Annotated in this window: 18 protein-coding genes and 1 pseudogene; 7 read left to right on the plus strand and 12 right to left on the minus strand. The window is 70.5% G+C overall.

The window, feature by feature from the left end:
• Positions 1–180: 180 nt before the first annotated feature.
• The 4 genes from H5965_RS20910 to H5965_RS20925 are packed head-to-tail and all read right to left on the minus strand — an operon-like array spanning position 181 to position 3,692.
• Positions 181–861 (minus strand): SDR family oxidoreductase, encoded by a 681-nt coding sequence (locus H5965_RS20910; protein ID WP_310972026.1) that lies wholly within the window; start codon positions 859–861, stop codon positions 181–183.
• A 24-nt stretch (positions 862–885) separates the two neighbouring features.
• Positions 886–1,800, minus strand: coding sequence for an NADP-dependent oxidoreductase (locus tag H5965_RS20915; RefSeq protein ID WP_310971722.1), 915 nt, complete (start codon positions 1,798–1,800; stop codon positions 886–888).
• Between the two features lie 15 nt (positions 1,801–1,815).
• Positions 1,816–2,223 carry a PPOX class F420-dependent oxidoreductase gene (locus H5965_RS20920; RefSeq protein WP_310971723.1) on the minus strand — a complete coding sequence of 136 codons (408 nt, stop codon included), beginning with the start codon at positions 2,221–2,223 and terminating at the stop codon, positions 1,816–1,818.
• Positions 2,224–2,240: 17 nt separating this feature from the next.
• Positions 2,241–3,692: an MFS transporter gene (locus H5965_RS20925; protein ID WP_310971724.1), complete on the minus strand. Its 1,452-nt coding sequence runs from the start codon at positions 3,690–3,692 to the stop codon at positions 2,241–2,243.
• Positions 3,693–3,783: 91 nt separating this feature from the next.
• On the opposite strand from H5965_RS20925, the gene H5965_RS20930 reads away from it, so the two are divergent.
• Entirely contained in the window at positions 3,784–4,455 is a 672-nt protein-coding gene (locus H5965_RS20930) for a TetR/AcrR family transcriptional regulator (RefSeq protein ID WP_310971725.1), read from the plus strand.
• A gap of 392 nt (positions 4,456–4,847) precedes the next feature.
• Here the strand turns inward: H5965_RS20930 and H5965_RS20935 are convergent, their stop codons facing one another.
• Together H5965_RS20935 and H5965_RS20940 are read right to left on the minus strand one after the other, a co-directional pair.
• Positions 4,848–5,090 carry a hypothetical protein gene (locus H5965_RS20935; RefSeq protein ID WP_310972040.1) on the minus strand — a complete coding sequence of 81 codons (243 nt, stop codon included), beginning with the start codon at positions 5,088–5,090 and terminating at the stop codon, positions 4,848–4,850.
• 26 nt (positions 5,091–5,116) lie between these two features.
• Positions 5,117–5,374 carry a hypothetical protein gene (locus H5965_RS20940; protein ID WP_310972041.1) on the minus strand — a complete coding sequence of 86 codons (258 nt, stop codon included), beginning with the start codon at positions 5,372–5,374 and terminating at the stop codon, positions 5,117–5,119.
• Here H5965_RS20940 and H5965_RS20945 point away from each other — a divergent pair.
• Positions 5,274–5,510 (plus strand): ABC transporter permease, encoded by a 237-nt coding sequence (locus tag H5965_RS20945; protein ID WP_310971726.1) that lies wholly within the window; start codon positions 5,274–5,276, stop codon positions 5,508–5,510. The two genes, H5965_RS20940 and H5965_RS20945, sit on opposite strands and share 101 nt — an antisense overlap.
• Here the strand turns inward: H5965_RS20945 and H5965_RS20950 are convergent.
• Together H5965_RS20950 and H5965_RS20955 are read right to left on the minus strand one after the other, a co-directional pair.
• Positions 5,488–5,961 carry a hypothetical protein gene (locus tag H5965_RS20950; protein ID WP_310971727.1) on the minus strand — a complete coding sequence of 158 codons (474 nt, stop codon included), beginning with the start codon at positions 5,959–5,961 and terminating at the stop codon, positions 5,488–5,490. The genes H5965_RS20945 and H5965_RS20950 overlap by 23 nt on opposite strands.
• Positions 5,962–6,014: 53 nt before the next feature.
• Positions 6,015–6,238 (minus strand): annotated as a pseudogene (locus tag H5965_RS20955) (IS5/IS1182 family transposase); the annotation flags it as partial.
• Between the two features lie 55 nt (positions 6,239–6,293).
• Between H5965_RS20955 and H5965_RS20960 the strand changes: the two are divergent.
• Complete coding sequence (locus H5965_RS20960; RefSeq protein WP_310971728.1) at positions 6,294–6,740, plus strand: hypothetical protein; 447 nt, start codon at positions 6,294–6,296, stop codon at positions 6,738–6,740.
• Positions 6,741–6,851: 111 nt separating this feature from the next.
• Complete coding sequence (locus H5965_RS20965) at positions 6,852–7,406, plus strand: AbfB domain-containing protein (protein ID WP_310971730.1); 555 nt, start codon at positions 6,852–6,854, stop codon at positions 7,404–7,406.
• On the opposite strand, the gene H5965_RS20970 is transcribed toward H5965_RS20965, so the two are convergent.
• Positions 7,393–8,151, minus strand: a complete 759-nt coding sequence (locus H5965_RS20970) for a trypsin-like serine protease (protein ID WP_310971731.1) — start codon at positions 8,149–8,151, stop codon at positions 7,393–7,395. The two genes, H5965_RS20965 and H5965_RS20970, sit on opposite strands and share 14 nt — an antisense overlap.
• A 265-nt stretch (positions 8,152–8,416) precedes the next feature.
• Between H5965_RS20970 and H5965_RS20975 the strand changes: the two genes are divergently transcribed.
• Both H5965_RS20975 and H5965_RS20980 read left to right on the plus strand, forming a co-directional pair.
• Entirely contained in the window at positions 8,417–9,349 is a 933-nt protein-coding gene (locus tag H5965_RS20975) for a hypothetical protein (protein WP_310971732.1), read from the plus strand.
• Positions 9,350–9,611: 262 nt separating this feature from the next.
• Positions 9,612–9,905, plus strand: a complete 294-nt coding sequence (locus H5965_RS20980; RefSeq protein WP_310971733.1) for a hypothetical protein — start codon at positions 9,612–9,614, stop codon at positions 9,903–9,905.
• Between the two features lie 155 nt (positions 9,906–10,060).
• Here H5965_RS20980 and H5965_RS20985 read toward each other — a convergent pair whose 3' ends face one another.
• The gene (locus tag H5965_RS20985) at positions 10,061–10,432 is read right to left on the minus strand and encodes an STAS domain-containing protein (protein WP_310971734.1); all 372 of its coding nucleotides are present in this window, start codon (positions 10,430–10,432) and stop codon (positions 10,061–10,063) included.
• 395 nt (positions 10,433–10,827) lie between these two features.
• On the opposite strand from H5965_RS20985, the gene H5965_RS20990 reads away from it, so the two are divergent.
• Positions 10,828–11,649, plus strand: coding sequence for a GAF and ANTAR domain-containing protein (locus tag H5965_RS20990; protein ID WP_310971735.1), 822 nt, complete (start codon positions 10,828–10,830; stop codon positions 11,647–11,649).
• Positions 11,650–11,948: 299 nt separating this feature from the next.
• Here the strand turns inward: H5965_RS20990 and H5965_RS20995 are convergent, their stop codons facing one another.
• Together H5965_RS20995 and H5965_RS21000 are read right to left on the minus strand one after the other, a co-directional pair.
• Positions 11,949–12,401, minus strand: coding sequence for an ATP-binding protein (locus H5965_RS20995; RefSeq protein ID WP_310971736.1), 453 nt, complete (start codon positions 12,399–12,401; stop codon positions 11,949–11,951).
• Between the two features lie 208 nt (positions 12,402–12,609).
• Positions 12,610–12,987: a VOC family protein gene (locus H5965_RS21000; RefSeq protein ID WP_310971737.1), complete on the minus strand. Its 378-nt coding sequence runs from the start codon at positions 12,985–12,987 to the stop codon at positions 12,610–12,612.
• Positions 12,988–13,001 lie beyond the last annotated feature (14 nt).

A 13,001-nucleotide genomic window follows, 5' to 3' on the forward strand; every position in this document is an offset into this window, starting at 1 on the left:
TCGGACTTCAGGGTCCGACGGGCCGGGTGTGTCACTCTTTGGCGCCGGTTGTTCACCTGACCGGACGTTGCCGGGGAAATCGCCGCGGGGCGGCCGATCCGAACGAGGTGTGCTGTGCCGGCCGGTGCAGGCACCCGGCCGGCATCGGACCGTCGCGCGGGCCGCCCGTTCGGACCGGGCTCACATCGTGACGACCGCGTTTTTGCCGCCGTCGACGGAAAGCGTCGCACCCTGGATGTAGGACGCCTGCGGGGAAACCAGGAACCGGATGGCTTCGGCGACTTCTCCGGGTTGGGCGCCGCGGCCGGTGGGGAGGGTGGCGAGATAGCCGCTGAACATGTCGCGGATGTGCTCGTTGACGCGGGTGAGGACGTAGCCGGGGTCGATTGAGTTGACCCGCACCCCGCGCGGGCCGTATTCGGCGGTCCAGGACTTGGTCAGCATGCTCAGGGCGGCTTTCGCCGCTTGGAAGGCGCTGGTTCCCGACGCGGCCATGGTGGTGCTGAGACTGCCGACGTTGACGATCGCGCCGCGGCCGCGTTCGGCCATCGCGGGAGCGAACGCGGCGGTCAGGAGGTAGGGCGCCTTGACGTTGACGGCGAACGCCGTGTCGAACATGTCCTCGCTGGTGTCCTCGGTGGGCGCGAACCCACCGCCGCCGGCGTTGTTGACCAGGACGTCGACGGTGCCGCTCGCGGTCGCTTCCCGGGTTTCGGCGATGAGCCGCCGGACGTCGGTGGGGTCGGCGAAGTCGGCGATCAGGTCGACCGCCCGGCCGCCGGCGGACTCGATGGCCTTACGGGTTTCCGCGGCCCGCTGGTCGAACCCGTGACGAGCGCCCAGGAGTTCGGTGGGGCGGATTCGGTGTCGCTCATGGGGTTTCCTTCAGTTGACGATGAGGACCAGGCGGCCGCGGACGTGGCCGGTCTCTGCGGCGTGGTGGGCTTCGGCGATGTCGGCCAGCGGGTAGGTCCGTTCGACCGGCAGCCAGAACTTCCCGGCTTCGATGAGGTCGCCGATGGTGGCGAGGGCGTGGAAGGCGTTGCCGTCGGCGAAGCCGTTGCTGAAGTGCACGCCGTGCGCTTCAGCGCTGGCGAAGTCGGCGACGGTGATGACGTTCTTCGCTTCTCCGCCGGCGAGGGCGATGAGCTCGGGCAGGACGCCGTTCCCGGCGACGTCGAGGGCGACGTCGACGCCGTCGGGAGCGAGGGCGCGGACGCGGTCGGTCATGCCGTTCCCGTAGACCACCGGTTCCGCGCCCAGGGTCCCGAGGAAGCCGCTGTTGCGGGCGCCGGCGGAGCCGATGACCCGGGCGCCGCGGGCGAGGGCGAGCTGGACGGTGGCGGTGCCGACGCCGCCGGAGGCGCCGTTGACGAACAGGGTGGTGCCGGCGGTGACGTGGAGCTGGTCGAGGCCGCGGGTGGCGGTTTCGAGAGCCGCGGGGATGCCGGCGGCGTCGGCGAACCCGAGCGAGGGCGGGATCGGCGCCCGGTAGGTCAGCAGCGCGTATTCGGCGGCGGCGGCCTGGTTGTCGGAGATGCCGAAGATGCGGTCGCCGACGGCGACGTCGGTGACGTCATCGCCGATCTCGTCGACGACGCCGGCGACGTCGGCGCCCGTGGTCTGGGGGAGGGTGGCGCCGAAGCTGAGTTCGCCGCGGCGGATTTTCGTGTCGCTGGCGCTGATCCCGGCCGCGCGGACGGTGATCCGGACCTGGCCGGGGCCGGGGTGCGGGTCGGGGAGGTCGACCAGTTCGAGGACCTCGGGGCCGCCGTAGTGCTTGAACTGCACTGCTTTCATGGTGGTTGTCTCCGGTCAGACGTTGCGGCTGTGGGGAGTCTGCTTGGTGTAGTCGACGTCCCAGTCCTCGACGCCGATGGCGATGATGCGTTTCGGGTGGACGCGGATCATCGCGTCGTCGTGGTGGCCGGGAGTGTCGACGTCGGTGATGGCTTCGGCGTGGCCGCGGATTTCCAGGGAACGGACTCGCCAGGGGTCGGTGCTGGGGACGTCGTCGATGACGAGGGCGATGCGGCCGTTGTCGGCGACGTTGCGGAAGCGGCGGCTCTTGCGGAGGTGCAGGCCCATCAGGTCGATGGTCTGCGTGTCGGGGTTGTAGGTGAAGCCGACCGGGCTGACCTGGAGGGTTCCGTCGGGCTGTGCGGTGGCCACGCGGCACAGGGGCTGGTCGTGCAGGTACTGGATTTCCTTATCGGTGAACATGTGGCTCCTCGGGTCAGTCAGTGGGTGAGGACGGGGTCGGGGGCGACCGCGAGCGGGCCGCTGCGGAAGAGGCCGGCGGCGAGCAGGGCACCGACGAAGAACAGCGCGGCGGCGATCCGGAACACGAAGTGGTAGCCGGCGAAGGTCGCCGCGGCGAGGGTGGCGGGGTCGGTCGCGGCGTGGGCGGAGAGGTAGCTCGTGGTGGCGGTCGCGCCGAGGGAGCTGAACACCGCGAGGCCGATCGAGCCGCCGACCTGTTGGGTGATGTTGGCCATCGCGGACGCGACCCCGGTTTCGTGCGGTCGGACGCCGCTGGTGGCCGCGTTCTGCCCCGGTCCGAAGATCAGGCCGAGACCGAGGCCGATGACGAGCAGGCCCGGCAGCACGCCCCCGGTGTAGGTCGAGTCCGCGTCGATGCCGGTGAGCAGGACCATGCCGGCCGCGGCGAGGAGGCTGCCGAGCGGGACGATCGGGCGGGGCCCGAAGCGGGGAAGCAGCACCGCGCCGGAGACGACCGCGCCGGCTATGACGAGGACGACCATGGGCAGGAACGCCAGGCCGCTCTGCACCGGGGTGAACTTCAGGGTGTCGGTGAGGTAGTAGGTGACGAACAGGAAGACCGCGAAGCCGCCGGTGCCGGAAATGCCGATCGTCAGGTAGGACGCGCCCCGGTCGCGGTCCATGACCACCGACAGCGGTAGCAGGGGGTCGCGGACCCGGCGTTCGACCACGACGAACGCGACGACGAGGAGCACCCCGAACGCGGTCGGGCCGAGGGTCCAGGCGTCGGTCCACCCGCGCGTCGCGGCGTGGCCGAGACCGTAGACGATCCCGAACAGGCCGAGCAGGGCCAGGACGGTGCCTGCGAGGTCGAGCCGGGTGCGCTCCGGTTGGGCGTGGTCGACGAGGAAGACCAGTGCGCCCGCAATCGCGATCGCGGCGATGACGACGTTGACGTAGAGGCACCACCGCCAGGACAGGCTCTGGGTGAGCACGCCGCCGAGCAGCAGGCCGAGTGCGCCGCCGGCGCCGGAGATGGCGCCGAAGACGCCGAAGGCGCGGCCGCGTTCGCCGGCGTTGCCGGCGAAGGTCACCGAAACCATGGCCAGTGCGGCAGGAGCGAGGATCGCGGCGAACGCGCCTTGGGCGATACGGGCGATCAGCAGCAGGGTGAACCCGTCCGCGGCGCCGCCGAGGGCGGAGGCGGCGGCGAACCCGAGCATGCCGGTGATGAACAGCCGTTTACGGCCGAGGAGGTCGCCGAGGCGGCCGCCGAGGAGCAGGAGGCTGCCGAAGGCGAGGGCGTAGCCGGTGACGACCCATTGGCGGTTGTCATCGGAGAAGCCCAGGTCGTGCTGGGCGGTGGGCAGGGCGATGTTCACGATCGTGGAGTCCAGGATGACCGTCAGCTGGGCCAGGCTGAGGACGGCCAGCGCGAGCCACCGGTTCGGGACGGCTACGGATTTCATGGGAGACCTTCGATCGTCACGGGCTTGACTTACCGATGTTATATTAACTTATCAACGATAAGTCAAATGTGGACGGGTAAGGTGACAGGTCATGACCGACGACGTCCTCTGGCTGCGGGACGAGCCGCCGCGACCGCCGAGGCGCAACACGCCGCTCACCCTGGACCGGATCATCACCGCGGCGATCGCCGAACTCGACGCGGCGGGCGCGGAACGGCTGACGATGCGCAGGCTCGCCGAACGGCTCGAGGTGACGTCCACCGCGCTCTACTGGCACGTCGCGACCAAGGAAGACCTGCTCGACCTCGCGCTCGACCACGTCGTCGGCGAAGTGCCGGTGCCCCCGCCCGGCTCGGAGCCCCGGGACGGGCTCCGGACGCTGCTCGTCGGCTGGCGCGCCGCGATGCTCGCCCATCCGTGGTCGCCCGCGCTGCTCGGCCGCCCGCTGCTCGGGCCCAACGTGCTGGCGCGGACCGAGTTCATCCAGGCGAACCTCGTCCAGGCCGGGCTGGCCGGGCTGGAGCTCGCGGCCGCGACCCGCACCCTCGCCGGCTTCGTGCTCGGCGCGTCGCTGGCGGACGCCACCTGGCGCCGGCTGGACGACCCGGCCGCGATCGCCAAGGTCCGCGCGCACATCCTCGATTCCGCCGAACGCTATCCGACGCTCAGCACGTCCGGGTTCGTCGACGCCGGGTGGCCGGACGACGAGCTGTTCGTCTTCGGGCTCGACCGGGTGCTCGACCGGCTTCTGGCCAAGACCTGAGCGCGGCGGGCTCGCCGAACTCGCGAACCCGTAGCACATCTGCCCGTAGACAAGGCCGAATGCGGCGCGAGGTAGCCGGCGCAAGTGCGGCCGTGGTTCCTCGGCCTCCGCAAGCAGCCACGCCGGCTGCCACCCGAACCGCCGCTTCGCCGTCAACTCCGTGGTCCGCCGTTGCCCGAGGCGGCGTCAGGCTCCCTGACCGCTTCGGGCAGGGCACCGGAGTGGTGCGAAAGCGGCCCGGCCTCCACCGGCGACGGTGCGTTGCTGCTCGTCGGCGGTGGCAGCGGCACCGCCCCGGCGAGCGGCGACCGTGAGCTGGACCGCGCCATTGAGCGGCGGAAACGGCGTCGCGAACATCACCGTGCAGTCGTCAGCGGCGCACGGGATTCCCTCTACATCCCCTTGCCGGAGAACGACCGCACGCAGTTGACGCCGATCGGGTTGAGCAGTTCCTGCTCCGCCTTGGTCAGGTGCGTCTCGAGGGCGAGGGCGCCGCGGACGACCTCGTTGGCGAGTCGCCGGCGGGCACGTCCGGCTGCAGGCGCCCGGGCACTCGGCGAAGGGACGCGGGACGAGTCCGCGTTCACGCTGTCGGTGCACACCCCGGACCTCGACGACGTCTTCTTCGCCCTCACGACCGAGAAGGAGGCCGCTCGATGAACTACGCGATTCGGCGACCATGCTGCGGCGCAACCTGAAGCACCTGCGCCGGTACGCCGGGACTGGTGTTGCTGCTGGCGTCGGCGCTGACCTGACTGGCCGTCGCGGTCGGGCTGGCGGCGAAGAACGCCGAGGGCGCGAATCTGTTCATCCTGCTGGTGCAGGTGTTGCCGTTCGTCAGCGGTGCGTTCGTGCCGACGGACACGATGTCGGGAGCCGTGCGCTGGTTCGCCCGCAACGAGCCGTTCACTCCGGTCATCGACACCCTGCGCGGGTTGCTTCTGGGTACGCCGGTCGGGACCAGTGCGTGGATCGCCGTGGCCTGGTGCGCGGGGTTCGCCGTCGCGGGGTACGTGTGGGCGCGGGCGTTGTTCAGGCGCGATCCCGCGGCCTGAGTGCCGGTGCCGCGATCGCGGCGGCACGCAGCTCCTCGCGGATGCGGGCCGAGGACATCGCCGGGTGGAACCCCCGCACGTACCGGAAGCGTTCGGCGAGGGCGATCAGGCGCACTGCCGCGGCGCGCTCGGCGGCCGTCCGCGCGCGGTCGAGGTCGGTCAGGGCCAGTGCCAGCAGAAGGGCGCCGCAGACCGGGACCGACGTCCCCGGGTCTTCGAGCAGGCCGGGCAGCGCGCGGGGGAGGTCATCGGCGATCTCGGCGACGAGGTCGAGGCGTCCGTAGTGGGCGTGGGCTACCACGGTGACGGCTTGGGTTTCCCACGCCCAGCCGTCGGCGCCGGGATCGGTGTCCTTTGTGGATCGGAGCCGGTCGGCGGTCTGCCGCCACAGGCGCAGGCCGGTGTCGGTGTCGCCGCGGGCGAGCTGATCGGCGCCATCCCTCCGATCCACGGCATGGCCGGTAAGCCACGCCAGCGGCCGCGCCGGCTCTACGCCGACGCGGCGCGGACCTCGGAGGTCCACAAGGGCCAGCCGTCGGGTGTGGTGATGACCTGGATGTTCCCCCGTGGTTGGCGTGTTTGCTCGACCATCACAGGTCCACTCCCTCGGTCGGGCCGGAGGTGCGGCACCGGTCGGTCTCGATCAGGGTGCCGTCGATGCCGACGTGGCTGTACCCGGCCATCTTCGCGGCCGGCAACGCCGGTTCCAGGGCCGGTGCCTGCGCGGCCGGTGGCCGGCTGCCGCACCCGTCCGGCGCGGGAGTCCGGGGTTGGCCTGGCGGGATGATCAACTTGATGCTAGCCTCCTCAGGCGTATTCGAACCTGACCGGGGAAAACGGATTCTATTTCGCGTTTCGCTGTGCATTGAGCTCGGTAACTCATGCGTCATCTGCGCGAACAAGCGGAATCCGAATTCCGCCTGCAATTTTCCAAGGGGGATTGTGAAGAATCTTGTAAAGACGTTCGTTGTGGCCGGTGCCGCAGTAGCGGCGTTGACTGTTCCGGGTGTCGCGATGGCTGCTCAGGGCGGCGCCGCGGCGGCGTCTACCAGTGTCGGCGTGGCGGATGTCAACAGCAAATGGTGTGGCGAAAACTACAATAGCTGTGTTGTTGAGCGGAGCGAATTCGCTCGATACTACAAAGTTGGGCCGATCGAGTACTTTCCTCGTGACCCCAGCTGCGCAGGTATCTGTTACAGCGGCTACAGGTTCAATTACTGGCCTAAGTGAATAGTGGCGGTGGGGCGCTTCGGCGTCCCACCGTGTTTCACGCGGCGGCCAGAACCGCGGCGATTGCGATCACGATGGTCACCGGTTTCGACGCCGGACACTTTCGCCGGCTTGCCCGAGGGGGCGGCGGTCGGCGCACTCCGGCTCACCTACCACGGCGGCGACGGCAATGACGTTGCGCTGACGGGTGAGACCGGCGCAGCGCGCCACGGCACCGGAGTGTCGTCGGTCGCGGCGGTGTCGGACTCCGGGTTGCCGTGGTGGCTTGCGGCGGCCGGTGCGCTGGTGGTGGTCGTGGCTGGTTTCGGTCCGGTCCGTGGTGGGCCTTGTCCGCGCGCGGAAATCCTGCGCCCCAACGACGCCGGCGACCAGGTCGTCCTCTCCGCGGTCGACTCGGCCGGCCCGGCCACCACGAACGCCGAGGCCACCTGGATCGTCCGGGCGGGCCTGGCCAACTGCTCCTGCCTGACCTTCGAGTCCGCCGACCAGCCCAGCCGGTTCCTGCGCCACTACGCGTTCCGGCTCCGGCTGAATGCCGACGACGCCTTGGCTGACCCAGACCGTGCTCGCGCGGGCGATTCACCGGGCGGCCGCCGTGCGAGGTCGCCGACGGTCCGGGTGGACCGTCGGCGACACCGCCGCGCGGCAGTCGTCAGATACCGCTGACCTGGCGGATCCAGCTGCGGCCCGCCGCGACGCTGCCGTAGGTGGTGGTGCTGGACCGGTCGCTGGTCGAGCAGACCCCGACCTGCACGCCGTCGTCGATCATCGGGCCGCCGGAGTCGCCGCCGGCCACCGCGCCGTCGAGGGTGTCGGCCGCGATGGCCGGGCCGCCGAAGTAGTCGGTGGCACTGGTGTCGGCGATCCGCACCGAAGCCTGCTTCAGGACGGCCGACTGGTGGTTGCCTTCGTCGGTGGATTGGGTCGCGCCCCAGCCGTAGACGCGGGCGGAGTCGCCTTCCTGTGCGTCCGACGAGCTGCCGGCGAGCCGGGCGAAGGTGCTGCCTCCGTTGGTGTTCAGCTTGATCAGGGCGAGGTCGCCGCCGGAGTACACGTATGTCGAGGACGCCTTCGCGTGCACGCCACCGGAGGCGCTGTTGGAGCCGACGTAGAGGTCGATGTCGGTCAGCCGCCGCCCGTTGTCGTCGTACATGCAGTGCTTGGCCGTCAGCACCCAGCGTGCGCCGATCAACGTGCTGGTGCAGAAGAAGGTGTAGCCGTTGGCGTGGCCGTTGAACCGGGTGATGTAGCCGGGGTTCTGGGCCGTGCTGCCGTCGATGATCGACGGTTCGGCACCGGACGGAACCGGCGTGACCGGGGTGCTCGCCGACGCCGGGGCGGCCGCGAGGGTGGCGAACGCGGCGCAGGACACGGCGAGCAGAGCGGCGGATCGGGCGAGAGGATTGCGCATCAGGGCTCCTTGACGGGGACCGGTGGGGACTCACCGAACGTAATTAGCTGGTGTTGCTTCGGTAACCGTCGGAAGATCGGAGAGGATCAACGGAAGAAGACGGATCTTTCGGCGGGTTGTGCGTCGTCCGCCGACGTTCGTCGGGTGACAGGCGTGGTCCGCGCCTGTTAGACCGGTGGTGATCCGGCACGACCGGACACTTCCGCCACGCCGGCGCGATCCGCCGACGGCACCTCGTTTCTCCGCACCGACGCCGAGGATCGCCATGCCGTTGTTCGCGGTGCCGCCGCCGGAGGCCGCCAGGCGGGACCTGGCGCAGGTCCTCGCCGAAGGCCCGTTCAGCCGCGCGCTCTCGCTGGCCATCGACCGCAGCGGCCTGGGACTTGCCCGCCTCGGCAGCCGCTTGACGGCCGCGGGTGTTCCGGTCAGCACGACGACGCTCAGCTACTGGCGCACCGGGCGGACTCGCCCCGAGCGGCCGCATTCCCTGCGCGCGGTGACGGTGCTGGAAGACGTCCTCGGTTTGCCGGCCCGCTCGCTGACCGGCCTCCTGTCCCGCCCCGGCCACAGCGGCGCGCCCGATCCGGTGGGCTGGGAACGGTTGTGGGGTCCGCGCAACGGCGTGCTGCCGGTCCTGCGTTCGTTCGACGCGGCCGACGAGACATCGTTGCTGGTGCTCAGCCTGCACGAGGCCGTGTATGTGGGCGCCGACCGGTGCCTCACCCGCCTGCGGGTGCGCGAGGTCGTGCGGGCGATCGAGGAACCGGTCCAGGCCAGGGTGGTGGCTCTCCGTGGCTGCGCCCCCGGCCGCCCGCCGCGGCTGGAGTCGACGCGGTACTGCCGGGCGGTGCGCACCGAAGTCCTGGCGGAGCCGGGGTTCGTGATCAGCGAGCTGGTCCCGGTCCGCCCGCTGGCGGTCGGCGAGATCGCGATCCTCGAGTACGAGTTCGAATACACCGATGACGTACCCGACACCAGCTACGATCGCCGCTTCCGGCATCCGGTGGCCGAGCACCTGGTGGAGGTGCACTTCGCGCCGGAGGCGTTGCCCTCGGCCTGCCACGCTTACCGGCTGGACGGGCCGGGTGGTGTGGAGCGCGACGTCGCCGCTGTCCCGGTGGCGCCGGAGACGCCTGCCCTCTGCTTCGCGAGCGAGGTGAGCGCCGGCATCCGCGGGCTGCGCTGGGGCTGGCCCTGATCGGTCACGGCCGTAGGTTCTCCTCGAGCATGCTGCCGGCTCGCTGAAGAAGCCCCCTCAGCCGAATGTCCCCGTCGACAGCCGCCGGCGCCGACATCTCGTGGCTGTCTCGCTGGTGCTACCGAGGCGAAGAGTCACTGATCCGCCCGGGTGATCACTGTGACACGGAGGTGTGGTTGGTGCGTGCAGACGTACCTCGATCGTTGAGGCTGGCGAACAATTGGGGGGTGTGCGACTACGCATCGTCACACTGCCCGCCGAGGTGACCGCCGACACCGTGGAGGACGATCAAATGAGCGTGCGCCAGCCGCTGTTCGGAATGGTGGCCTATCGTCCCCGGCATGCGCGCGAGCGGTCGTGGCGATGGTGGCCGCTGCTGGGGCTGCTCGCCGTCGCGGTCGCGGTTCCGGTCGCCGATACTCCGTCCGGAATGGTCGTAGGAGGCGTGGTCGCGGGCTTCGTGGCGCTGTTCGCCGCGCTGCGGTGGCGGTGGATCCACGAGGAAGCGAAGCTCCAGGAGATCCTCGAAAGCGAGCTGTCCGAACGCCCGATCTGACGCCGCGCGGCCCGGTCGTCACAACGTCCCGTATCGGCTCGGGTGGCGGCCGTGCCGGCTCCGATCATCGCCCTCCGGCGACCGGTTCGGCGGCGGACTCGGTCACGAGGACGACATCCTCTCGCTTGCCGGGCGCCCTCGCAGCGTAGGCGGGATCACCGCGGATCGGTAGCCGATAGCAGGGCCAGCGCCTCGTCGGGAAGCGCGGTCACCGTCAGGTGGTGGCCGGTGTCGAGCACGGACAGCGGTCGTAACACCCTGGCAGCCGTCGTGGCCAGGATGATCCGGCCGCCTCGGCGCCCGGCTTGGTAAGCCGCCGCGAGGAGGCGGCCCAGGCAGCCGGCGCCGCAGAAGGTGATGTTCCGCCCGTCGACGACCGTGGTGGCACCTGCGGCGGCCAGCGCTTCGGCCAGCGCGTCCTGGGCGTTCAGATCGAATTCGCCGTCCAGGCGCAACAGGGTGACCGGGCCTTCCCGATGCGCGGAGATGGTGAACGCGGCCGGCGCCGGTGGCGGGTCTGCGGTCATCTCCGTGGCTTCGGTGCGGTCGCGGACCGATGTGCCCGGCAGGCGAGCTGGTCGGGTGCCATGGGACCTCCGGTCTGCGATGCAGGAACGATGCGAATCTACGCTGCGGAGCTCGGGAATGCCGAGTCGGCAGAGTGTCCTGACAGAGCGGCGATCCAGTGTGCTCGGGTAATCACGAGGCACGGACGGCATGTGGCGAGGTCCAAGCGGTGCAGAACGAGTGGAAGCCCGCGATGCTGGGTAGCCAGCTTGCATCGTATTTGAATCGCTCTACCGCCGACCGACGCGTCCCTCATGGCCATGCGGGCGATTCCGCCGGAGCAAGCAGCTGCTCCTGCCGGTCGGTAGGGTGTGGGCGCGGTGCCCGGCGATCGGGCGGGTAAGAGGAGACCGGATTGACCGACGTCTACGCGCAGACCGACGACCCGTGGGAGGCCGATCGGGTCACGTTCGGAGCGGAGCCGGCCGGTGACGGCTGGGACCGGTGTGGCGTTGATGGTGACGGGCCGCTGGCGCAGCGGTTCGGCGCGCTCGCCTCGGTGCTCCTCGAGGCCGGTTCCCTGCACGAGGCGATGGAACGCGTGGTGTCCGCCGCGCTGCGGATCGTTCCCGGCGCCGAACTGGCGAGCATCACGATGCGCTCGCCCGACGGCGGGTTCCACACCCCCGTCCGGACCGGTGCGGAGGCCGAGGAGCTGGACCGGATCCAGTACCGGACCGGCCAGGGGCCGTGCCTGGAGGCCGCGCGGCACGACGGGCCCGGGCACTGCCTGAGCGACGACCTGGCCGGCTCGGTGGCGTTCCCGGAGTTCGGGCCGCGGGCGGCGCGGTTGGGGTTCCGGTCGTTGCTGGCCACGACGTTGCTGCCGGATCGCAAGTCCGGCCTGCCGCCGGGCGCGATCAACCTCTACAGCCGGCGCACGGGCGCGTTCAGTGACAATGCGGTCGACCACGCGCTGATCTTGTCGTCGCACGCGTCGCTGGCGCTGGCCGGGTCGGCCGCGCACACCGCGGCCGCGTTGCGGGAGGAGAACCTGCAGCGGGCCATCGACGGCCGGGACGTGATCGGGCAGGCCAAAGGCATCCTGATGAACCGCCGCGGGGTGTCGGCCGACGAGGCGTTCGACATTCTCCGCCGCACGTCGCAGGAACTGAACGTGAAGCTGGCGGAGCTGGCCCGCACGCTGACCCAGCGGCACCATGAGCTCGACGGCTGAACTGCCCCGGCGGGTAGTGGGTCCGAACAGAGCAATGACTGCCGCCGAACGGTGTGAATCAATTTCGGGTTGGGTAGTCAGTCGCCAAGTCCGGGCCTTCCGCGCGCAGAAGGCCCGGACCGAGGTTCCGCCGGTCCAGACCTCGGGCCGGCGGAACCGCCTCGGGCTGCCGGGATCCCGTACGTCGGTGCACCGGGCGCTCTTGGATCGCTGTCCGGGGAGGCTCCTCGATCAGGTCGGCTCCGTCGAGGCCGCGGTCCCGGGATTGCCGGCCGCGGTCGCCCAGGTGATGGCCGCCGTCACGGGTGGGCGCGCGCCGCAGTGCAGGACATCGCGTCCAGCCCGGCGCAGGACACTTCGGCCCACACCGTCTTGCCGCCCGCCGGGTGCGCGAGCACGCCCCAGGTCTCGGCGAGCTTGTCGACGATCTGCATGCCGCGGCCGCCGAGCCGCTGCGGAGACGGTGCCGCGACGACGGGCTGGTCCGGGGAGCTGTCGTCGACCTCGATCCGCACCCGGCACGGCGTCGGCGTGTGGCTCATCCGGATCTGCAGCGGCCCTTGGCTATGGTCGTAGGCGTTGGTCACCAGCTCGGTGGCGACGAGCAGCACATCACCCAGGTGAGCGTCGTCGACCTGCGTCAGCGTGCGCGAGGCCCAACGGCGGACCTGCACCAGGACCGGGGCGGTGGTGCCGCGAAGGTCCAACGACCACGGCGCCGCCTCGCTTCCGGCGTCGCTCCCCTCGGGCATGACCGATCGTCCCTTTCCGGGCTCCGTCCTCCCTGCTGAAGACGTCCGCACACCAGCGGTACCCAGCCCTCGGCGGCGTCAATCCCGCGAAGCGGCGATCGCTGCTGCGGCACTGGGCACAGTTCACCGGGGCATGGGTAACGCGCCGTGGCCCTTGCCTCGAGCCCAGCCGGACCTCAGCCCGGCGTTCGGGCAGGTGCCGGTGCCGTCAGTGTCCGGTGGAGTAGATGTTGATGAGGTTGCCGTCGGGGTCGCGCAGGAGCATCGATCGGTTTCCCCATGGCTGGTTGGTGGGTTCCTGGACCCAGGCGGTGACCTGGTCGCCCAGGCGGGCGCGTTCGGCGTCGACGTCGTCGACCTCGAATTCGATGATGGCGGATCGGTTGGCGGCGGCTACGGCGGCGTTGTTGTTGAACCGCTTGACCCCCGCGCTGCTGGCCAGCGCGATGATGCTGCCTTCGGTGTGCAGTTCGGCGTAGTCGCCGGACCCGAAGGGGGTCACCGGCTCGGTGTTCGTGAGCGTGGAGTAGAAAGCGGTCAGGGCGGGCAGGTCATCGGTGACGAGGCGTACTGAGGCGAGCTTCACGGCGTTCTCCTGGC

The organism is Amycolatopsis sp. 505, from assembly GCF_031625235.1.
In the GTDB taxonomy this organism is placed as follows: Bacteria; Actinomycetota; Actinomycetes; order Mycobacteriales; family Pseudonocardiaceae; genus Amycolatopsis.

Bases quoted from the DNA above. Each gene is read 5' to 3' on its own strand.
- H5965_RS20930 (WP_310971725.1), top strand. From the start codon at position 3,784: ATGACCGACGACGTCCTCTGGCTGCGGGACGAGCCGCCGCGACCGCCG.
- H5965_RS20970 (WP_310971731.1), bottom strand. From the start codon at position 8,151: ATGCGCAATCCTCTCGCCCGATCCGCCGCTCTGCTCGCCGTGTCCTGC.
- H5965_RS20925 (WP_310971724.1), bottom strand. From the start codon at position 3,692: ATGAAATCCGTAGCCGTCCCGAACCGGTGGCTCGCGCTGGCCGTCCTC.
- H5965_RS20985 (WP_310971734.1), bottom strand. From the start codon at position 10,432: ATGACCGCAGACCCGCCACCGGCGCCGGCCGCGTTCACCATCTCCGCG.
- H5965_RS20995 (WP_310971736.1), bottom strand. From the start codon at position 12,401: ATGCCCGAGGGGAGCGACGCCGGAAGCGAGGCGGCGCCGTGGTCGTTG.
- H5965_RS20960 (WP_310971728.1), top strand. From the start codon at position 6,294: ATGATCAACTTGATGCTAGCCTCCTCAGGCGTATTCGAACCTGACCGG.
- H5965_RS20940 (WP_310972041.1), bottom strand. From the start codon at position 5,374: ATGACCGGAGTGAACGGCTCGTTGCGGGCGAACCAGCGCACGGCTCCC.
- H5965_RS20920 (WP_310971723.1), bottom strand. From the start codon at position 2,223: ATGTTCACCGATAAGGAAATCCAGTACCTGCACGACCAGCCCCTGTGC.
- H5965_RS20915 (WP_310971722.1), bottom strand. From the start codon at position 1,800: ATGAAAGCAGTGCAGTTCAAGCACTACGGCGGCCCCGAGGTCCTCGAA.
- H5965_RS20975 (WP_310971732.1), top strand. From the start codon at position 8,417: ATGCCGTTGTTCGCGGTGCCGCCGCCGGAGGCCGCCAGGCGGGACCTG.